The sequence below is a fragment of the Paenibacillus terrae HPL-003 genome, assembly GCF_000235585.1.
Taxonomy (GTDB): domain Bacteria; phylum Bacillota; class Bacilli; order Paenibacillales; family Paenibacillaceae; genus Paenibacillus; species Paenibacillus terrae_B.
The window spans coordinates 5,418,982-5,440,598 of the sequence record NC_016641.1; the positions used below are offsets into that span (position 1 = coordinate 5,418,982).

A 21,617-nucleotide genomic window follows, 5' to 3' on the forward strand; every position below is an offset into this window, starting at 1 on the left:
TGAACAAGCGTCAGCGGCCGCCTTTGCCCCCAGATTTTTACATCCAATACATTGTTCAAGAAATCCGGGGACAATAGCGATGGTAAGCACCATCCGCCTGTGTAATGGCACTTCATGTACACTGATGTTCAACCTATATCCTTATTTTTTCGATTTCTTATACGCTTCCTCATACTCAACAGCAATCCGCTCTCCACCGGATTTTTTCCAGTTTTCTACGGCTGCTTTAAATCCTGCTTCATCAAGCTCACCCATAATAAATTTGAAGGAGGCATCGGTAATGATTTTCTCCAGCTCTGTTCCTTGCTCATTAGCCGTGACCGAATCCAGGGGCACCGTTGGGTCCAGCACAGCAAATTTGTTATTTTCTCGGACTAATTCATTAGCCAGTTCCTTTTCCGGATTGGCATCTTTTAAGTTATAGGTCACTTCACTTGGTCTGGAGCTTGAAAACGGCTGAACATCTGCTTGCCACAAATCTGTATTCGTTATTTTGAAGGCTCCATCTTTTTCGATTTTATAATGAGTGCCTTCAATACCGCCGGTCATATACATATATACATCTTTGTCAATTAAATCATCTACAAATTGCAGCAGTCTTTTCAGCTCAGCTTCCGTCTTTACTTCGGATTTAGGAAATGCCAGCAAACCACCTACCCCGCTTCCCTCAGACCATACGTGGTACTTACCATCTCCATTCGAAATCTTGTTAACGGGTACCAGCTTCAATCCTTTTTGTAAGCCTTGGGATAAGGTTCTGAGATTAGAGATATCAATCATCCCTGTATAAATACCTGCTTTACCTTGAGCGAATTGTTGCTGCTGGTCCGTTTTGGCGGTTACAGCAAAGTCTTTAGAGAGGTATCCGTTTTTGTATAACTTTTGGGAATACTTTAAGGTCTCCATATATTGAGGAGTATCAAATTCCGGCGTAAACTTTCCGCTTTCATCTACTTTCCAGCCATTAGGTGTGCCAAAGTAGGAACTTAAAGTTTTGAAGCTGCTATAGCGTAAATCCGATCTATCAACAAACCCAGTCGTATCATTTTTTCCATTCCCATCCGGATCATCTTCTGTAAACGCTCTCGCTACTTCATACAGTTCATCTAGTGTCGTCGGCACCTTCAGACCTAAGCGATCCAGCCAATCCTGACGAATGACCAAACCCGCCCGAGCCAGATTCTTCTGGAACGGGACTCCATACAGCACCCCTTCAATGGAAGCCGCTTCCCGCACTTCAGACGGGATCTTTTTTAAATTTTCATAATCATCTAAATATTTTCCTACATCCCAGAATAGTCCTGATTTCAATGAACTGCGCACTGAGGAATTTGTCATCATCGTCAGAGTCACTATATCAGCCAATTCACCTGAAGCTAGTGCGGTGGTGATTCTCTCTTCCTTGGAAGCATCCGGCACCCAGTTGAAGGTGATTTTGGAATTGGTGTATTCTTCGATTTTACTTTTGATCGTTTCGGTAGGTGGCGAAGCTGTATGCAATACGTTTAACCAGGTAAATTCCAGTTTGGACTTCGGATCATAGGTTTGGCTACTTTGATCCTCTGCCCCCTTGTCACCACAAGCAGCTAAAAAAACACTCATGACCATAAGTACGGCAAGAAGGCCCGATACTCCCTTTTTCATCGTGATCCCTTTTTTCATTGTGTTTGCTCCTTTTCTGATCGTATATTCATGCCATATCTTCCTCTTTCACCCGAACCTCTCGCTCTATTTTGCTAAACACCTGATGTGTCATCCACATCACGAGATAACCGATGATACTGGCTCCGGCAAAAGTCAGAATTCCTGGGTATAAGCCTAGAATCAACGTAAAAAGCGCGACAATAGCAACAAAAAGAACAAGTGTATATTGTAAATACGAAAACCCAATCACCACGGACATTCTGATTTTCAGCTTGATCCCTTTCCAATCATAATGAGCCAGTAAAGGGAAAATGTACGCCAAGGAGATGAGGTACAAAAAGGCTCCAATAAGCGTCACTACGCGAACATACCAGGACGTGACATTGACGATATCCACATAGAGCACGTAGCCCACGAGACTGTAAATTGCTCCAATGATCGCGGCTTCTTTAAAGCTTTCTCTAAAGTAACGTACAAACGTGGAGAAAATGACGACCTCCTCATTCCCCCGAATCCATTGCCTTAAAATACTGAGCATAGCGACAGTTGCAGGTCCCACACCTATAAAGCCCAGGCCCAGGATCGTCGCAACTGTCCACAGCAAATTAAGGTAAACCAGCCGGAGCAGGCGCATGCACCATTTGTTCATGTTTTCTACAAACCGTACCATTCCGCATCCTTCCCGTCGTCATTAGTAAACGCCGTCTTCACCAAATTTCTTGGCCAGTCGATTGGAGCCCATGATCAGAATTAATCCCACCACGCCTTTAAAAAGTCCTACCGTCGTACTAAAACTCAATTGCCCATTCTTTAAGCCCGCAGTATAAATGTAGGTGTCAAAGATTTCGGCAACCTCGCGGTTTAGTGAGTTCAATAGCAGATACATATGCTCAAATCCCAAATCCAGCGTGCTGCCAATTTTCAAAATTAACAACGTAATAATGACTGGGCGAATCGCAGGCAAGGTGACATGCCATGTTTTTCGGAGACGTCCGGCACCGTCCATTTCTGCTGCCTCATACAGTTGCGTATCCACGACTGTAATCGCTGATAGATAAATGATGGTAGACCAGCCGAGTTCCTTCCAGATTACTTGCCCCATATAAACGGTACGCAACCATGCCGGAGAAGTTAGGAAGCTGATCTTCTCACCGCCTAGTGCAGCAATCATTTCATTCAGTACCCCGCCGTCTACAGTTAAAAATACATAAGAAATCGAAACAATGATGACCCATGACATAAAGTGCGGGATGTAGATAATCGTTTGGATGATGTTTTTAAAAACAAGCTTCCTAACCTCATTCAGCATCAATGCCAAAATGATCGGTAATGGAAAGAAGATCACAATGTTGAGCACAAACAAAACCAGGGTGTTACGTAATAACATGAAAAACGTGGGCTCGGTAAATAAACGAATGAAATGCTTCATTCCTACCCACGGGCTACCCGTGATTCCCAGAAAGGCTTGATAATCCTGAAACGCAATGACCAAGCCGCCCATAGGGAAATACTTAAAAATAATGAAGTACACTAGCCCGGGTAAAACCATAAGGTACAGCAACTTATGTTTTTGCATACGTAAAAGATTTTCCGTCGTTCTGTTGTTCTTTTTCATATTCGGTTTCATGTTCGGTGACGGGACACTTGAAACTTTCATTAGCTCGACCTCCTTCAAACGTTCCTGTATACGTTTTCAAGAGTACGTGATTTTTGGCGTTACGCATATAATCATCAAATGATAGCGTTTACAAAACCTTATACATAGCCTACTTTCCGCCTTTTCACCTTACATAATGATTACTACACAACCTAATGATTACCCTCTTTTTTCCATGCTTAGGAGAACACCTCAAGATTTGATTATATACGGAATTCCGCCCTCTTGGTACAGTCTACATGTAAACGATTACGAGGAGGTCAAACACTTGGCGCAAACATCACTAAAAAAAGAATCGCTGGGCAGTCGTATTTTTACCATCGTAAACAGTACGTTATTAATTCTCATTGCCCTCACTTGTCTCTTGCCTTTTCTGAATATCATCGCCAGCTCTTTTGCCTCAACCCAAGAAGTGGTAGCTAAAAAATTCATTTTGTTCCCTGTCACTTTTTCCTTGGATGCATATCGGTATATCCTGTCGACCCCAACGATTTTCAGAGGACTAGGGGTTTCGGTTGGAGTGACTGTAGTTGGTACCGTGGTGAGTATGATCTTTACTGCTTTTATGGCGTATGGATTATCCCGAAGATATCTACTTGGCCGAAATACGATTAACTTCATTGTAGTGTTTTCCATGTTGTTTAGCGGGGGGATGATTCCAACCTTCCTGGTTGTAAAAAGCATGGGGCTCATCAATTCGTATTGGTCCCTGATTCTTCCCGTGGCCATTAATGCGTTTAACCTGATTATTATGCGTAACTTTTTCCAGGCGCTGCCGGATGATCTGGAGGAATCGGCCAAGATGGACGGTTGCAACGATTTTGGCATCTTCTTTAAAATTATGCTACCGTTAGCTATGCCCTCTATTGCAACCATTTCACTTTTCTACGCGGTAGCCTACTGGAATACGTATATGCACGCCATTCTCTATATCAATGACTCCGCCAAATGGCCCATTCAGGTCTTGCTTCGCCAAATTGTTATCGTCTCCAGTGGTATGCAGGCAGAAGGAACCTCTGTGGATGTCATCCCACCTGCGCAGACGATTAAGATGGCAGTGATTGTAATTGCAACTGTTCCTATGCTAATTGTGTATCCATTTGTGCAAAAACACTTTGTTAAAGGGGCATTATTAGGGGCGGTAAAAGGATAAGCTGCCCCTCGATTGCCAGAGAAATTTCAGCTCAATTCGCTTGCTTCATCTTACGGTATGCTCCGGGCGTGACCTGTTCTTTTTTTCGAAAAGAACGGATAAAGTTCTGCGGATTATGATATTGCAATCGCTCGGCGATTTCTTTAATCGTCATATCCGTTTCAATGAGCCACTTTTTGCCCATTTGCAACCGATAGCCCATTAGATACTCACTGAACGTCGTTCCGTATTCTTTTTTGAAAATACTGCTTAAATAATTGGGATTGTAATGAAGACGGTCCCCAATGAGTTCCAGTGACAATTCCTGATCATATTCAGCTCGGATAATGGCGGCAATTTTCTCGGAGAGACAGCGGAATTGCTGGTTGGTCTTCTCCTTCATACTTTTTACCATAGGGGAAATGACTTGCTCCACCAGCATACGCTCGATCTCTTCCGGATTACGAATGTCCAGCAGTCGATGGTACAACGCATGATTGTTCTGCGTCAGCAGCACTTCGATCCCTAGCAGCTGCTCCAATTGAATGAGGTTATTCACAAACCGAACCAACAGCACCTCAAAGTTCATGGAATGATTGTTCTTGGTCATTATTTCTGTCAATAAGGAATGTACGGTAAGTCGTACTTGCTCTTCATCTCCTATTCGTATGGCGTCAAACAACTGCGATTCCATTTCCGTCGGATAATGAAGCAGCACCGGGCCTGAAATGACCGTGGAAATGTCTTCATAAAATATAATGGATTCTTTGCCTAAGTTTAAACGGTGGTGTAAGGCTTGCTTACTCATCTCACAGGCTTCCTTGCTTTCTAACAAATTGTCATACGACTTACTAATGCCAATGCTGATGGATACATTCAAATACTCTTTTACAGTTCGAATCAAAAGGGCGGCATCGTCCAGTACTTGCTTGTTTATTTCCTGTTCGTTCTTTCCAGTAAACATTAAAATGGTCGCCTGGATGTCATCGTTCAAAATGATGGGAAGCATTCGCTGCTGCTCTGGTATGGTCTCTTCTACGATTTTGTTAATAGCCAGCAGCAAAACGTCCTTATCCGAGGGCTCCCGATCTCCCAGATTATCCAGTTGGATCAACAGGGTAATATACATTTGATTCTCCAGTTTCGGATAACCCAAACGTGGCATTTTTCGCGCCAGTTCCTCTGCTGTAATACGCTTGCGGAACAGGTTAAGAATCAATTGGGTTTCAAGCTGTGGCATTTCGGACTGAATGAGACTTTCCAGGCTTTCCTTTTCCGTTACAATGCTGTCAATAGAATCAATAATCCAGTCAATTTCATTTTTGGAAGGCTCATTTTTGAACGAAAAATTGGGATTCTTAGGCAAGCTGCGTTTAATTTGCTGGAATGGCTTTGTAAAATAGACGGCTATGATATACGCCACCACCACAATCAAGAGCATAAGTACAATTACCATCGTGATGATCCCAAATTTGGTCGTTTGGAACGCATTCGAAATCTCCTTTTTATCCAATACGGTTAAATAAGTCCAGTTGTTATAAGCTGACTTGGCATAAATGACCTGCTGAGCAGGCTGATGCTTCGTTTTTTCCAATGTCAACATGCCTGAATTGTCGGGTGTAGCCGCAGCCTCTGAAATGTGCTGAAGCTGCTGGGTGGATAATAATTGTTCAACGGGCTCGGTTTCGTACATTAAATCGCCTTGTTTATTCAGAATAATAACGGCTGTGTGATCCTCTGCTTGAATTGTACGATTTAACGTTTGCAACGAAATATCCGACAGAGCAATGGCTTGCTTCTTTTTGGAGAATACAGGCAGCGTATTTACAAAACGAATTCCCTTGTCTGTTTTAATCCAGAATAGTCCCTTATCCTGATGGTCGATATAGGTTTTATATAGCCTCTCTCGTTCTGTTTTCGTCAAATAAGACAGGCTCCCATTGGAGATTTTCCAATTCTGATCCAGACTAATCAGTGAATATTCCGTTCCTTCTAATCCCATCGTAGCAATATAATTGAGTTGCGTATTCACATTCCGATACGCCACAAAATCTTTTTCCGTAATGGGATGCTTTACGACTTCATCAAATGAACTGGTTGTACTGTAGGTATTGAAAGCGTATTCAATGGTTTGGATTTTCTGCTCCAGACTGTTTTTGATCTGCGTCATGTAGCTTTGTTTACTGTTGGAAACTCTCTCCACAACCGAGCTAATTGTTGTAAAATAGATGTAGCTGCCGAAACTGGCCACCAACCCTATTCCCAAAATCAGAATCGTAATAAAAATGGTGTAGAACATTCTTCCTTTTTTCATTGCGCTCCCCCTTTGGTTCTTTGTATCTCACCAAAATTATAGCGCTTTCATAACAAGGTTTAAATCATTTTTTTCACGTGTGCATTTATTTAAAAAACAAACCTGGGACTTTACCCCACTCTTCAAGCAGAAATGTTAAATAGCTTACAGAATTCAAAAAAGGAACTTGGAGGTACCTTATGTTACATGTTGTTAGTTATAAAGAACAGATTGTAAAAGAAGAATTTCCGGCAGACACTTCCTTTCTCTCCCTCTATCCAGCAGTGGCCCATGAAGCTCGCCCTTTTATATTGGTACTGCCCGGTGGCGGCTACGAGCACTTGGCTTCACATGAGGGAGAACCAATAGCTCGGTGGTTGAATGATTTAGGTATTCATGCAGGTGTGCTGCATTATCAAGTCGGAGACTTTGAGGTCGATTCCTTGCTAGATGATGTGGAACATGCCCTGAGGTGGATTCGACAAACGCCCAAAGACTGGCAAGTGGTTCCGGAGCAAGTCGGTCTGGTTGGATTTTCAGCAGGCGGGCACTTGGCCTCCATCGTCGCCACCAGAGGAGCGGAAAAACCCGATCTTCTGCTGTTGGGCTACCCCGTGATTTCGTTTCATGACCCTTATACGCATATCGGAAGCCGCACTCATTTTTTAGGTGAACGGCCGGCACAGGAGCAGCTTGACGCCTTTTCATCCGATCAACAAGTGACTTCACAGACCCCTCCAACTTTTATTTGGACAACAGCTAATGACGCCACTGTTCCGGTCGAAAACAGCTTGTTGCTGGCTTCCGCATTATCCAGAGAAGGCATTTCATTTGAGCTGCATGTGTTTGAGGAAGGGCGACACGGCTTGGGACTGGCTGAAGATAACCGCGAGTGCCAGCAATGGCTCGCTCTTGCGGAAAAGTGGCTCCAAAAACATAGCTATGTTACGGAAGGGCAGCGGGTCACAACTCAACTGTTTATCGCTGGTGATTCCACCGCTGCCCAAAAAGGAGCTACCGAAAAACCGATGACAGGCTGGGGTGAATACTTGCAATCCCATTTTGGTCCGTCTGTTCATGTGGACAATCGGGCTGTGAATGGACGAAGCACTAAATCTTTTATAGCGGAAGGTCGATTGGCTCATATTGAAAAGGATTTTCGAGCTGGCGATTATCTGTTTATTCAATTTGGACACAACGATGAGAAGAAGGAAGATCCCAACCGCTATACCGATCCTGACGGAGACTATCGTCAAAACTTAATCCAATGTATCGAATCTGCTCGGGAGCGTGGTGGAATCCCAGTGCTGTTGACCTCTGTAAGCCGCCGCCGCTTTACTGCAGACGGAGAACCTGATCCGCTTGCTGTGGGTGCTTATCCCGCAGCGATGCGACGAGTCGCCGAGGAAACACGGACACCGCTGCTCGATATTTTTAAAGCTTCTCAGCAGCTTTATCGTACCCTGGGAGAAGAAGGATCCAAGCAGCTATTTATGCATTTGCCTGAAAAAATGCATCCGAATTACCCCGCTGGCGTAACGGATAATACTCATTTTTCTGACGAAGGAGCAAGACAGATCGCCCAGCTTGTAGCGGAAGCCATTCGTCAGTGTGCGGAACTGCCTGCATTAAAACAATGTATGCTAGAAAGGAATCCAGACAGCGGTGAGAGATTTGCGCACCAACTTGTCAACTGATCATCCAGAACCAAAGGATACAAGCACAAAAACGGACTTGGAGCCTCCTCCGATGTCCGTTTTTTATTCCGTTTAGGTCAAAGATTATCCAGCTATAGAGAATAGTTCAAAAGTACGGTCATTTAAAATCAAAACCCTTTAATTGTTATATTTTAATTCTTTTGTATCTTATAGGGCTTTAGAATCGTTTTGTTGTATTATTTTGACAACATTTGTCGAATAAAGTGAAACCGACAATTTTACATGGTATATTTTAGGAGCCCATATCATACAACAGGAGGAATTTTTATGAATACTAAGAAAATCCTATTAACAACAGCAATGTCTTTGGGGCTAATTGGCAGTATCATCGTCCCTAGTGCGTCCGCAGCAGTAGGTCCTTCGCCGGTAATTACGCCTATTGTAGAAGTTAACGGAGTTTACTACAGAACTGCTACGCTGCCGCGAAATTATTCCTATGCACTGTCAAATTACCCGGGGGATACTTATAAAGTGGCGAGTGGAAATGTCACAGTCTCCGCATCCGGCGTGGTTACAACCACCACTGCAACGAACGCAAGAGTTGAGATTTACGGAGGTAACGGTAAATTGAGAATGGTGTATACCGTTAAAGTGTCCTAAGAAAAAAGCGGTAAAGAAAGCACTGTCCGTTTATTAGGACAGTGTTTTTTTATGGACTATAATCCTACTTTTCACGCTAGAGACCATCCAATGTTTTCATTACCTCACTCCTTAATTCTCCTTATACAATAAGGAGGGTTTACCTCTTCAAGTCAATTTTCTGTTTTTGGCTTCTCACTCCCCATTCCCTCATAGAATTAAAAAGAGGATGAAGACAACAAAAAACCCTTGCTACGCAAGGGTTTTTGAGGAAATGGGCCCTGAGGGACTCGAACCCCCGACCAATCGGTTATGAGCCGACCGCTCTAACCAACTGAGCTAAGGGCCCTCAAAAAAATATGTATATTCACGCTACATTTACATAAAACAGCGGCGTTAATTAATATACAACATTTTCTTGTGTTTCGTCAATAGTTTAGAGGAAATTTTTCTTTTTAATTTGTTTTTATGAATCTAGGGAATAAATCGAACACCATAACGTCCTTTGCGCGAGCGGTACACCTCCACTGCGCGGGGATCGTTGTAGCCGTACATCCAGCCGTCATGCTCCAGCCTTTTTGCCAGACATCCTGCCTGAAATTTGGTCGTGTACAGTCTGCCGTAGTAAATCCAATACATCCGAACTCCCTCTTTTCACATGATGTTAGGAGTTAGTGTAACCGGATCGAATTCAATTTACACAGCCTGAGTCATAACAATCTACAGCGGTTGGCAACGAGTATGAGTCACTTTAATCAATGATCCCGTTGCACTCCGTATGCTGAGCCTTATTTGCCAAAGGAAGCTGGGTCCTGGCGCCAGGAACGCAGCAGCTCCATCTCTTCTTCCTGAATCGTTCCTTCACGCAAGGCAACGTCCATTAGGGCCGTGTAGTTGGACAAGGTTTGCAGCTTCACACCTGCTTCTGCAAAAGCTTGAGTCGCTTTATCAAGCTGGTAGCTGAAAATGGCGAGTACAGCTAGCGGCTGGGCACCTGCTTGCTCTACGGCCTGAGCCGCTTTGATGGAGCTGCCGCCAGTCGAGATGAGATCCTCGATAACAATCACCTTTTGACCTACACTGATCCGACCTTCGATCTGGTTCTCTTTGCCGTGGCCTTTGGCTTTGTCCCTTACATACGCCATCGGCAGATTGAGCTTTTGCGCCACCCAAGCCGCATGGGGAATGCCCGCTGTAGCCGTGCCTGCAATGACTTCGGTTTCAGGGTATTGCTCACGGATCACAGCAGCGAACGAATCAGCGATTAGCTCGCGCACCTCTGGGTAGGACATGGTCAAGCGATTGTCACAGTAAATAGGTGACTTAATACCGGATGTCCATGTAAAAGGCTGCTGCGGACGCAGCGCTACTGCCTGAATACGTAACAGATGGGATGCAATTTGCTCGGGTATATTATTTAATGTAGTCATACTTGGTTCATCTCCTCAATAATGTGTTCCACTGCGGCACGTGGGTTTGATGCAGCCGTAATCGGTCGTCCAACGACGATGTAGCTGCTGCCTTGGGCGATGGCTTGCCCTGGTGTCACTACACGTGACTGGTCGCCTGTAGCGCTGCCTGCCGGACGGATGCCGGGGGTAATCGTGTTAAAGTCCGGCCCGCATACAGCGCGGATTGCAGGCACTTCCAGTGGGGACGCCACGACTCCGTCCAATCCCGCCTCACGGGTCAGTTGTGCGTATCGAACGACCACATCCTGTACCGTCCCGGGAATACCTATCTCCTTGTTCATGGTTGTCTGGTCTGTACTGGTCAGCTGTGTAACAGCAATAATGAGCGGCATGGCAAGTGAGCTGTCTGACAAAACTGCGGCTTCGGCTCCAGCCTTGGCGGCTGCCATCATATTTCTCCCTCCGGCAGCGTGTACGTTGAACATATCCACACCCAGGCGAGTGATGCTCTCCGCACCTCCCCGTACGGTGTTGGGGATATCATGCATTTTCAAATCCAGAAATACGGAGTACCCTCTCGACTTTAGCTGCTCTACAAAAGCTGGCCCTGCGCTATAAAACAGCTGCATGCCTACTTTTATATAACAGGGAATACCCTCCAGCTGTTGAATGAGCCGCTCCGCCTGCTGCGCATCTGGATAATCTAACGCGACCATCAGCCGTCCTGCCATCTGCTGAAATGCTTCGTTCACTGTCCTACATCCCCTTTTCACGTCAATTCGGGTATATTTGCCCGTGATAAAGGACATCCGTCAGCCGAAGCTGATGAATGTCCTTTCCTGTACTACTTATTTTTCAACATCTATTCGTATCGCGTTAGTGGCTCAGAACCGGCATGGATTCGGATGTGAAGTTAATCGTCTCCAGCATTCTCAGCAAAGCGCGTACGGTATCCAGCGAGGTCATGCAGACGATGCCGTTCTCAACCGCTTCGCGGCGGATGCGGAATCCGTCACGCTCTGGCGTTTTCCCTTTGGTCAGCGTATTGAAAACGAAGTTGGCTTCACCCGTGCGGATCATATCCAAGATGTTCGGGTTCCCCTCGCTCAGCTTGTTGATCGTATTCACCGGAATGTTAGCCTTCTCCAGCGCAGCCGCCGTTCCACCTGTTGCAATAATTTTATAGCCCAGTCTGTAAAAGCCCTGCATCAGCTCGACAGCTTCTTCTTTGTCCTTATCCGCGACAGTGATGATGATCGCCCCAGTGGATGGAATTTTCATGCCAGCACCCACGAGTCCTTTGTACAGCGCTTTGGCATACTGAATGTCGCGTCCCATGACTTCACCTGTCGATTTCATTTCCGGCCCCAGAGTCGGCTCTACACGGCGCAGTTTGGCAAAGGAGAATACCGGGACCTTAACCGAGACATAATTACTTTCTGGCCATAGTCCTTCGGTGTAGCCTGCATCTTTAATCTTACCGCCCAAAATGGCCTGTGTCGCCAGATTTGCCATCGGGATATTTGTGACTTTGCTGAGGAAAGGAACCGTCCGCGAGGAACGCGGGTTGACCTCGATAACATACACCTCGTCTTGATGAATGACGAACTGGATGTTCACCAGACCGATCGTTTTCAATTCCTTGGCAATGCTGATCGTGATTTCCACGATTTTTTGCTTCAGCTCGGCGGACAAGTGCTGCGGCGGGTACACCGCGATAGAGTCACCTGAGTGAACCCCTGCCCGTTCCACATGCTCCATAATGCCCGGCACCAGTACCGTTTCGCCGTCACAGATGGCGTCAACCTCAACTTCTTTGCCCAGCATGTAACGGTCGATCAGCACCGGATGTTCAGGGTTGATTTTAACGGCTTCTTCCATGTAGCGTAGCAATTCCGCATCAGAGTATACAATCTCCATCGCCCGTCCGCCCAGGACGTAGGATGGACGCACCAGCACCGGATAGCCCAGCGCCTGCGCAGTTCCTACCGCTTCATCTACCGAGATGACCGTGTTGCCCTTAGGCTGTGCAATAGCCAGACGTGACAGCAACCGCTCGAACTTTTTCCGATCTTCCGCTTCATCGATACTTTCCAGACTCGTACCCAAAATGTTCACGCCTGCCGCACTAAGCGGGGCTGCGAGATTAATGGCCGTTTGACCGCCGAACTGGACGATAACGCCAATCGGTTTTTCCTGCTCGATGACATTCATAACATCCTCGAAGAAAAGCGGCTCAAAGTAGAGACGGTCGGATGTGTTAAAGTCCGTAGATACCGTTTCAGGGTTGTTATTGATAATCACTGCTTCGTAGCCCGCTTTTTGAATGGCCCATACCGCATGCACGGTGGAGTAATCAAATTCAATCCCTTGCCCGATCCGAATCGGCCCGGAGCCGAGTACGATGACTTTCTCTTTATTAGATGGAATCACTTCGTTTTCCACCTCATAAGAGGAGTAATAGTATGGCGTAGTGGCTTCAAACTCGGCTGCACATGTATCTACCATTTTGTAGACCGGACGCAGATTGTGGCCCAGACGGAACTCACGCACTTCACGTTCGGTTGTCATGCTGCCACCTGGTTGGCCCAGACTGCGAACCTCGGCGATGGAGCGGTCCGTAAAGCCATTACGTTTGGCCTGATAGAGTGTTTCGTAGGTCAGTTCGGATTCTTCAGCCATTTTGGCTTCGAACTTGACGATGCCCTCTACCTTATCGAGGAACCACCAGTCAATTTTCGTTAAATCCTGAATTTCCTGCTGCTCCCAGCCGCGACGGAATGCTTCAGCTACCAGGAACAAGCGCTCATCATCTGCTTTAATCAGGCGCTCCGTGAGCACCTCATCCGTTAGTTGATCCGCTCCCTTAAGATGCAGGCGGTGTACACCGATTTCCAGCGACCGTACTGCTTTATGAATGGACTCTTCGAACGTGCGTCCGATAGCCATCACTTCACCAGTTGCTTTCATTTGCGTGCCCAGCTTGCGATTGGCAGAAATGAATTTGTCGAACGGCCAGCGCGGTATTTTGCTCACGATGTAATCCAGTGTCGGCTCAAAGCAAGCATACGTTTGTCCCGTTACCGGGTTCACGATTTCATCCAACGTGTAGCCCAGCGCGATTTTGGCAGCCATTTTGGCAATTGGATATCCGGTTGCCTTGGAAGCCAGCGCCGAGGAGCGACTCACCCGCGGATTTACTTCAATGACATAGTATTGATAGCTGTGTGGATCAAGCGCAAACTGCACATTACATCCGCCTTCAATATTGAGAGCGCGGATAATTTTCAGGGAAGCGGAGCGCAGCATCTGGTACTCTCGATCTGACAGCGTCTGACTCGGCGCTACAACGATACTGTCCCCAGTATGTACGCCGACCGGATCAAAGTTTTCCATGTTGCAGACAACGATACAGTTATCATTGCCGTCACGCATGACCTCATACTCGACTTCCTTCATGCCTGCGATGCTTTTTTCCACCAGACATTGTCCAATTGGACTGTAACGCAAGCCAGAGCTTACCGTCTCACGCAGTTCCTCTTCGTCCGCACAGATCCCGCCGCCTGTTCCACCCAGCGTATAAGCCGGACGAACGATAATCGGATAACCGATTTCGTTAGCAAAATCCAGCGATTCCTCTAACGTTGTAACAATGACGCTCTCAGGTACAGGCTGTTCCAGCTCACGCATCAAATCGCGGAACAAGTCACGGTCTTCGGCTTTTTCAATCGAAGTCAGCTGTGTCCCCAGCAGCTTAACGTTTTCACGCTCCAGTACTCCGGCACGAGCCAGCTCCACTGCCATATTCAGTCCTGTTTGTCCTCCCAGTGTAGGGAGCAGGCCATCCGGACGCTCTTGACGGATAATTTGTGTTACAAAATCAAGTGTAATGGGCTCGATGTATACTTTGTCCGCCATGTTAGTGTCTGTCATGATCGTTGCCGGGTTACTGTTGATCAGCACTACCTCGACGCCTTCTTCTTTGAGCGCTTGACAAGCTTGTGTACCAGCGTAATCGAATTCCGCAGCCTGACCAATCACGATAGGACCGGAACCAATTACGAGTATTTTTTTAAGTTCTGTATTTTTCGGCATATTAGCGCTCTCCTCTCACTGCGGCGGCGATAGCAGCCTGACGCGGTTGCTTTGGATGATTACTTTTGTGCTCACGGATCATGTCCAGAAAGCGGTCAAACAAGTAGCCGTTATCGTAAGGTCCAGGCGCAGCCTCCGGATGATATTGCACCGAAAACGCGGGATACTTGGTATGCTTAAGACCTTCAATCGTTTTATCGTTGTTATTAATATGCGTCACTTCAAGCTCGGTTCCTTCAATCGAACCCTCGTTCACGGTGTAGCCGTGATTTTGTGAAGTGATGAAGCAGCGTCCGCTCTCCAGTTCCTTCACCGGATGGTTACCGCCGCGATGACCGAATTTCAGTTTCTCCGTATCCGCTCCCGAAGCTAAGGCAAATAGCTGGTGCCCCAAGCAAATTCCGAAGATCGGATATTCCCCTAGCAGTTCAGCCACCGTGCGTACGGCATGCGGTACGTCTTTGGGATCTCCAGGGCCGTTGGACAGCTGAATTCCGTCCGGGTCCAAGCGGCGAATTTCCTCTGCCGTTGTATCATGCGGAACCACTACCACGTCGCAATCCCGTTTATTCAGCTCGCGCAGGATACCGCTCTTAGCGCCATAATCAATCAGTACGATCCGCTCCCCATTGCCAGGACTGCTGTACGGATGGGGTGTAGAGGTCAATGGAACCTGATTACGCAGTTCTTCAATCGTCAGGTCAGCCATCATTTCTTTCAGTTCTTCCACAGGCTGAGTGCCCGTTGTCAAAATGCCCTTCATCGTGCCGTGATGGCGAATAATCCGGGTAAGCATGCGGGTGTCGATGTCGCTAATGCCAATGATGCCATATTCCTTCAGCAAATCGTCCACGCTGTATTGGGCACGCCAGTTGCTTGGCACCGGCTCGTAACGTCGAACGGCAAAGCCATGCACATAAGGCCGTACCGATTCAAAGTCATCCCGAGTAATTCCGTAATTGCCAATCAGCGGGTAAGTCATCGTTACGATTTGTCCGCAATAAGAGGGATCGGTCAGTACCTCTTGGTAGCCTGTAATCCCTGTGTTGAAAACGACCTCGCCTGTTTTTTCACCGTCCGCACCAAATGCTGTGCCTGTAAACAGCGTGCCGTCCTGAAGCAACAATCTTGCCTGCATCCCATCTCACTCCTCTGTATGATTTCCTGCTATAAGATACTATTTTTTTGAATGATTTGTATTTTTAGTTCACTTCGTCAGCAGACCATACCAGTCTGCCGTCTACCCAAGTTTTCACTGGCCAGCCTTTAAGTTTCCAGCCTGTAAAAGGAGTGTTGCGTCCTTTGCTGGCAAATGTTTGCGGATCAACTGCCTGCTCCTGCTCCAGATCAATCATGGTCAGGTCAGCGGGTGCTCCTTCTTCCAGACGCCCTGTGTCGAGGCGGAAGACACGTGCCGGGTCAGTCGTCATGCGCCGTACCAGAAAGTCGAGCGTCCATTGTCCAGTAGCTACAAATTTTGTGTACAGCAGTGGAAAAGCCGTTTCGAAGCCAACGATACCAAAAGGCGCCAGTTCCATACCCTTTGCCTTCTCTTCCTCGCTGTGTGCCGCATGGTCGGTTACGATGATGTCAATCGTACCGTCTTCCAGTCCCTCGATGCAGGCCTGCACATCACGCGGGGAACGCAGTGGAGGATTCATTTTCCAATTCGCATCCAGTCCGGGAATGTCTTCATCCGATAGCACCAGATGATGTGGACATACCTCAGCCGTTACCTTGATGCCAAAAGACTTTGCATGGCGGATCAACCGCACCGACTGCTCCGTGCTGACATGGCATACATGATAGTGTGCCCCGGTTGCCTCGGATAGTAAAATGTCTCGTCCGACGTGAATCGCTTCGGATTCGTTCGGAATGCCTTTAAGTCCGTGGCGCTTGGCAAATTCGCCGTCTGTCACTGCTGCTCCTTCAACAAGCGTGTTATCTTCGCAGTGCGCAATAACCGGCATATCCAGCGCTTTGGCCCGTGCCATGGCGTCCTTCATCATTTGCGCGCTTTGCACCCCGACACCGTCGTCGGTAAAGCCGATTGCGCCTGCTGCTTTGAGCGCTTCAAAGTCCGTCAGCTCTCGGCCCAGCTCGTTCTTCGTAATGGCTGCGTAAGGAAGTACCTTGGCAAGCCCGGCATCCTGCCCCTTTTTCAGTACCAGCTGAACCGTATCTGCATTATCTGTCACCGGGCGTGTGTTCGGCATGCAGGCAATCGTTGTAAATCCGCCTTTCACCGCCGCGCGGCTGCCCGTTTCAATTGTTTCTTTATATTCAAAGCCGGGTTCTCTCAGATGCACATGCATGTCGATTAAACCGGGAATCACCAGCTTGCCTTGGGCGTCGATTTTTTCGACTTGGCTCTCCTGCTCGGTTGCCTCTTCTCCCACCAGTAGACTAACTCCAGCGTCCGCATTTACGATTGCCAAAATTTTTCCGTCCGCGATCAGAATAGATTTCAGTTCAGCCTCGCCCTGCTCGTTCAATACGCTTGCATTCATAATGAATTGGTTCATGTAAAAGGTTCCTCCGCTCAGGTTTTCTGCAACTTTCGCCGCTGCTTGCTTTGCTTTCCTTAAAGGGGCGTTCTATTGGGAACACCACTTTAATCGTCACAAGATGCTAATTCCGCAATTCTGCTGACAGCTTCTACAGCTTCATGGCCCGTTCCATAACCGCCATGCGGATTGGAACCCCGTTTGCCATCTGCGGGAAAATCCGTGATTGCTCGCTTTCCACAACTTCACTGTCGATTTCCACATTCCGGTTCACTGGAGCCGGATGCATAATGATCGTTCCGGGTTTAAGGTTGGCTACTCTTTCCTCTGTCAAGCCGTACTTCTCGCGATACTCATCCGCTGAGCGCAGCATTCCTTCGGCGTGCCGTTCCAGCTGTACCCGAAGCATCATGACCACGTCTGCCTGTAATGCCTCTTGCATAGGTACATAAGGAGCGTGCGCCGCAAGATCAGATGCCTGCATATTGTCCGGCGCGCAGAAGCTAACCTGTGCTCCAAATTTCTGCAAGGCCCACAGATTTGAGCGAGCCACACGGCTGTGCAAAATGTCTCCAATGATGGATACCCGCAAGCCTTTTAGCTCACCGAAAGTCTTGCGCATCGTGTATAGGTCCAGCAACGCCTGCGTTGGATGCTCGTTGTTGCCATCACCGGCGTTCACCAATGGGACACTGACCTTCTCAGCAAGCTCTTGCAGCACTCCGGCTGGCTTCAGCCGGATGACTCCTGCGTCGATACCCATGGATTCAAGCGTGCGTACCGTGTCGTAGATGGATTCCCCTTTTTCCACACTGGAGGCCGCAGCGGAAAAGTTCAAAACCTGAGCGCCTAACCGTTTTTCAGCCATTTCAAAAGAAAAGCGGGTGCGGGTGCTGTTTTCAAAAAACATGTTGGCCGCAAAGCGTGATTGCAGCACTGGAACCAGCTTTTCCGGCTGTGATTCCCAATAATGAGCGCGATCCAGAATCGACTCAATTTCATTTCGGCTAAGTTCTTTTAATCCAAGCAGGCTACGTTCTCTAAGTTGACTGGCTGTTGTAATCATGCCTGTTCCCCCCGGTTCTGATTGATCGTCACTTCATCCTTACCGTCCGTCTCCTGAAGCGCAACTACGATTTCCTCGGATTTGGAGGTCGGGATGTTCTTGCCGATGTAATCTGGACGAATCGGAAGCTCACGGTGTCCGCGATCTGCCAGCACTGCCAGCTGGATCATTTGCGGTCGTCCGCAGTGCATCAATGCGTCCATCGCCGCGCGAATGGTACGGCCTGTGTACAGCACATCGTCAAAGAGAATGACTTTCTTATCATGAACCGATACGTCAGCGGGATTCATCAAAAGCTCTTTTCCATTTCCCTTGGTTTCGGCATTGTTGCCCCGGTCATCGCGGTAAGCTGTGACATCCAGCTCTCCCCATGGAATCGGAGCACCTTCAATTTCAGCGATCTTATCAGCGAGACGCTGCGCCAGATGAACCCCTCGTGTTCGAATGCCTACCAGCACACAATGTTCAATGCCTTTGTTTTTTTCCAAAATTTCATGTGCAATCCGTGTCAAAGCCCGGCGAATCGCAATTTCATCCATCAGTACATGTGTTTCATGACTCATGCTTCCAGCCTCCTCAGGTTATGTTCCCTTCAGACCTGGTCCCGTGTTCGGATACAAAAAAGACTCCTTGCCCAAGTTTGGCAAGGAGTCTCGTATGAACAGTCTTTCACCGTTCTCCGATCTCTCGGATACACTGAAGACATGCCGCCGCAGCGGATGCACTGATCAGTGATCCATTCACGTTACCTTGCCAGCCTCACGGGACTGATTTAAAGGTGCTATTCAGGATTTCCTTTATCCAGCTTCTCATAGTACAAGATGGCAAGCCATCTTTTGGACAAAGTTCATCGCAACTACGAGAAGTATGACAGATTGAAAATCACGTGTCAACACCTGTTCAACCGGAGCCACCGGAAGCACTTAAATAATTATACAACTTTACTGTATAATTATCCATAGTTGTTTTTACATATACCATGTCCAATAACAAAAATAACCGCCAATTAGGCGGTTATGCTTAATCATTATTCAGGTTTGTGAATACGAATGCAATTTTCATTGTTTACCGACTGCGTAAGGATGCTAGTACATCTTCCATATCGGGAGGAATCGGTCTGCTGAACTCCATATACTCTCCAGTCGTGGGATGCTTAAAGCCCAATACTGCGGCATGCAGTGCCTGACCGTCCATACGGACCCCTTTGCTACGTCCATACATCGGATCACCAACCAACGGGTGCCCAATAAATTTCATATGCACACGGATTTGATGCGTGCGCCCTGTTTCCAATTGAAGCTCCAGCAAGGTATAATCCCCCAAACGCTCAATCACGAGAAAATGGGTAACTGCATGCTTGCTGTTACGTTCTGTCACGGTGAACAATTTGCGATCCCCCGAATCACGCCCGATGGGAGCATCTACCGTTCCCTGATCATGACTTAGATGGCCGTGAACCAGCGCTATATATTTGCGAGTGACACTGTGGTCCTTGAGCTGCGCTGCGAGCGAGGCGTGAGCCTGATCATTTTTAGCCGCCATCAGCAGTCCTGATGTATCCTTATCAATACGATGGACGATACCTGGACGCAATTCTCCGTTAATACCGGAAAGATCATGACAGTGGTACATGAGTGCGTTGACCAGTGTTCCCGAAGAGTGTCCCGGTGCAGGGTGTACAACCAAACCACGTTGCTTGTTAATGACAATGACGTCCGAATCCTCGTAAACAACATCCAGCGGAATATTTTCCGGTACAATATCTACACTCTCCGGCTCAGGTACGGATAATGAAATTCGATCACCTTCAGCCAGCTTGTAATTCGCCTTGATCGCTGTCCCGTTCACCAACACCCGACCGTTCACGATCCACAATTGAATCTGGGAACGGGACACATCCTTCATTTCTTCGGCGATATATTTGTCTATACGCGTTTTGGCATCCCCGGATTCCGCTGTCCATTCCAGAAATTCACCCTCCAGTTCGTCCTCATAGGACAGACCTGTGGCTTCGCTGTTTTCGTTTACTTCTTTCATGCTATGACTTCCCTTCAATGCTATCACTGCCATTACCTTTGTTCCGACGCGATTCCAATAATGTATCCAAAATAATCAGTGCTACACCAATGACAATCGCCGAATCTGCCACATTAAAAATCGGAAACGTATAGCTTCCAAAATTGAATTGAGCAAAATCAACCACTTCCCCTGAAATAGCCCGATCCAAAAAGTTACCGACCGCGCCTCCAAGTACCAAACTTAATGCAACTGGAAGCAATTTCTGCCCGGTCTTAACCGTTTTCCGCAAATACCATATGATACCAATCACTATCACAATCGTAATCACGATAAACAGCCAACGCTGGCCTTCCAAAATCCCAAAAGCGGCTCCCCGGTTACGGTGGGACGTGATTAGAAAGAAATTGCCGATGACTGGTATCTGCTCGTACAATTCCATGCGCGTAGCCACCAAATATTTGACTCCCTGATCAATCAAAAAAATAATTAGCGCAATACCAAAATAAATCACAGTCCTTCGTCACTCCGATCTGCTTATATCCGTTGTCGAACCCATTTATTGTAGCATATGCCTTCTCAGATCGTCCACGAATCCCGTGAGCTATCGGGCCTGGATTACGTATGAAATCAACTCCAGCGTATTTGATCAGAATTTCCTATGTAAAAGAGGTCTTCCCGGTGCAAACTACAAGGAGCATAACCGACACAGCGCACGCGCAGGTTAAACCTAGAATAAGGAGAGGATTTCATGTCCCCATTGACGGAGCAACAATTGCAGGGATTGCGTAACGAACTGCTGGAACGTAAAAAGGAGATTGAGCATCGTTTGCAGGACAACGATCATTATGGACTCGGCGATTCCCAACGCGATCAGACCGGCGAGCTTTCCCCTATTGATAATCATCCGGGTGATTTGGCTACCGAAACGTATGAGCGAGCCAAGGACATTTCCCTATTGGAGCACGACGAATTTCAATTAGAACGTATCGAATCAGCCTTAATGGCAATGGATAAGGGGACGTATGGCATTTGTGCAGCCAGCGGCAAACCGATTCCTTATGAACGTCTGCTAGCTGTCCCCTATACCATTTACTGCAAAGAATACAGCCCTGAAACGGAAGTTTCCAACCGACGCCCGGTGGAAGAGGAATTCCTCGCTCCCGCATTCGGCAGAACAAGTCTGGATGAGCGTGAAGATCAAAACGGCTTTGACGGCGAGGACGCCTGGCAAATCGTTGAAAGCTGGGGTACATCGAATACACCCGCCATGGCCGAAAGTGGAGAAATTCATAGCTACGACGATATGGAAATTGAAGCCAACGATGATAATATGGGCTTCGTAGAGCCTTACGAAAGCTTTATAGCCACAGACATATATGGAAAAAATATATCTGTTGTCCGCAGTTCCATTTATCAGCGTTATCTGGATGATGGCGAGGGCGAGGGTCTGCTGGAGCCAGATACACACGAAGACGAAAGTTAAACCAAATCCTAA

18 protein-coding genes and 1 tRNA gene are annotated in these 21,617 nt (G+C 47.3%); 4 read left to right on the top strand and 15 right to left on the bottom strand.

Features of this window, described 5'->3' with window-relative positions; all coding sequences use genetic code 11:
* Positions 1–141: 141 nt before the first annotated feature.
* From HPL003_RS24085 to HPL003_RS24095, 3 genes are read right to left on the bottom strand one after another with little or no spacing between them, the layout of a single operon-like run.
* A complete protein-coding gene (locus HPL003_RS24085) occupies positions 142–1,662 on the bottom strand; it encodes an extracellular solute-binding protein (protein WP_014282404.1) in 1,521 nt (506 codons plus the stop codon).
* 28 nt (positions 1,663–1,690) lie between these two features.
* A complete protein-coding gene (locus HPL003_RS24090) occupies positions 1,691–2,314 on the bottom strand; it encodes a YesL family protein (protein ID WP_014282405.1) in 624 nt (207 codons plus the stop codon).
* A 21-nt stretch (positions 2,315–2,335) separates the two neighbouring features.
* Complete coding sequence (locus HPL003_RS24095) at positions 2,336–3,301, bottom strand: ABC transporter permease (RefSeq protein WP_014282406.1); 966 nt, start codon at positions 3,299–3,301, stop codon at positions 2,336–2,338.
* A 268-nt stretch (positions 3,302–3,569) separates the two neighbouring features.
* Here HPL003_RS24095 and HPL003_RS24100 point away from each other — a divergent pair, with 268 nt between their 5' ends.
* Positions 3,570–4,454, top strand: a complete 885-nt coding sequence (locus tag HPL003_RS24100) for a carbohydrate ABC transporter permease (protein WP_014282407.1) — start codon at positions 3,570–3,572, stop codon at positions 4,452–4,454.
* Between the two features lie 31 nt (positions 4,455–4,485).
* Here the strand turns inward: HPL003_RS24100 and HPL003_RS24105 are convergent, their stop codons facing one another.
* Positions 4,486–6,747: a helix-turn-helix domain-containing protein gene (locus HPL003_RS24105; protein WP_014282408.1), complete on the bottom strand. Its 2,262-nt coding sequence runs from the start codon at positions 6,745–6,747 to the stop codon at positions 4,486–4,488.
* 179 nt (positions 6,748–6,926) lie between these two features.
* On the opposite strand from HPL003_RS24105, the gene HPL003_RS24110 reads away from it, so the two are divergent.
* Together HPL003_RS24110 and HPL003_RS24115 are read left to right on the top strand one after the other, a co-directional pair.
* Complete coding sequence (locus HPL003_RS24110) at positions 6,927–8,423, top strand: GDSL-type esterase/lipase family protein (protein ID WP_014282409.1); 1,497 nt, start codon at positions 6,927–6,929, stop codon at positions 8,421–8,423.
* A gap of 288 nt (positions 8,424–8,711) precedes the next feature.
* Positions 8,712–9,044, top strand: coding sequence for a hypothetical protein (locus tag HPL003_RS24115; protein ID WP_014282410.1), 333 nt, complete (start codon positions 8,712–8,714; stop codon positions 9,042–9,044).
* A gap of 254 nt (positions 9,045–9,298) precedes the next feature.
* Here HPL003_RS24115 and HPL003_RS24120 read toward each other — a convergent pair.
* The 11 genes from HPL003_RS24120 to lspA all read right to left on the bottom strand — a co-directional run bounded on the left by HPL003_RS24120 (position 9,299) and on the right by lspA (position 20,633).
* A tRNA-Ile gene (locus HPL003_RS24120) sits at positions 9,299–9,372 on the bottom strand.
* A gap of 125 nt (positions 9,373–9,497) precedes the next feature.
* Positions 9,498–9,662, bottom strand: coding sequence for a hypothetical protein (locus HPL003_RS29330; RefSeq protein WP_014282411.1), 165 nt, complete (start codon positions 9,660–9,662; stop codon positions 9,498–9,500).
* Positions 9,663–9,811: 149 nt separating this feature from the next.
* Positions 9,812–10,453 carry an orotate phosphoribosyltransferase gene (gene pyrE / locus HPL003_RS24125; RefSeq protein ID WP_014282412.1) on the bottom strand — a complete coding sequence of 214 codons (642 nt, stop codon included), beginning with the start codon at positions 10,451–10,453 and terminating at the stop codon, positions 9,812–9,814.
* Entirely contained in the window at positions 10,450–11,244 is a 795-nt protein-coding gene (gene pyrF / locus HPL003_RS24130; protein WP_081473759.1) for an orotidine-5'-phosphate decarboxylase, read from the bottom strand. Before pyrF ends, pyrE begins: the two co-directional genes overlap by 4 nt.
* A gap of 67 nt (positions 11,245–11,311) precedes the next feature.
* The gene (gene carB / locus HPL003_RS24135) at positions 11,312–14,530 is read right to left on the bottom strand and encodes a carbamoyl-phosphate synthase large subunit (protein WP_014282414.1); all 3,219 of its coding nucleotides are present in this window, start codon (positions 14,528–14,530) and stop codon (positions 11,312–11,314) included.
* Position 14,531: 1 nt separating this feature from the next.
* Entirely contained in the window at positions 14,532–15,668 is a 1,137-nt protein-coding gene (locus HPL003_RS24140; RefSeq protein ID WP_014282415.1) for a carbamoyl phosphate synthase small subunit, read from the bottom strand.
* A 64-nt stretch (positions 15,669–15,732) separates the two neighbouring features.
* Complete coding sequence (locus tag HPL003_RS24145; protein WP_014282416.1) at positions 15,733–17,055, bottom strand: dihydroorotase; 1,323 nt, start codon at positions 17,053–17,055, stop codon at positions 15,733–15,735.
* A 133-nt stretch (positions 17,056–17,188) separates the two neighbouring features.
* Positions 17,189–18,103 (bottom strand): aspartate carbamoyltransferase catalytic subunit, encoded by a 915-nt coding sequence (locus HPL003_RS24150; protein ID WP_014282417.1) that lies wholly within the window; start codon positions 18,101–18,103, stop codon positions 17,189–17,191.
* Positions 18,100–18,666: a bifunctional pyr operon transcriptional regulator/uracil phosphoribosyltransferase PyrR gene (gene pyrR / locus HPL003_RS24155; RefSeq protein ID WP_014282418.1), complete on the bottom strand. Its 567-nt coding sequence runs from the start codon at positions 18,664–18,666 to the stop codon at positions 18,100–18,102. Before pyrR ends, HPL003_RS24150 begins: the two co-directional genes overlap by 4 nt.
* 502 nt (positions 18,667–19,168) lie before the next feature.
* Positions 19,169–20,140, bottom strand: coding sequence for an RluA family pseudouridine synthase (locus tag HPL003_RS24160; protein WP_014282419.1), 972 nt, complete (start codon positions 20,138–20,140; stop codon positions 19,169–19,171).
* Position 20,141: 1 nt separating this feature from the next.
* Complete coding sequence (lspA, locus tag HPL003_RS24165; protein ID WP_014282420.1) at positions 20,142–20,633, bottom strand: signal peptidase II; 492 nt, start codon at positions 20,631–20,633, stop codon at positions 20,142–20,144.
* 237 nt (positions 20,634–20,870) lie between these two features.
* On the opposite strand from lspA, the gene HPL003_RS24170 reads away from it, so the two are divergent.
* The gene (locus HPL003_RS24170; protein WP_014282421.1) at positions 20,871–21,605 is read left to right on the top strand and encodes a TraR/DksA C4-type zinc finger protein; all 735 of its coding nucleotides are present in this window, start codon (positions 20,871–20,873) and stop codon (positions 21,603–21,605) included.
* The last annotated feature ends 12 nt before the right edge of the window (positions 21,606–21,617 follow it).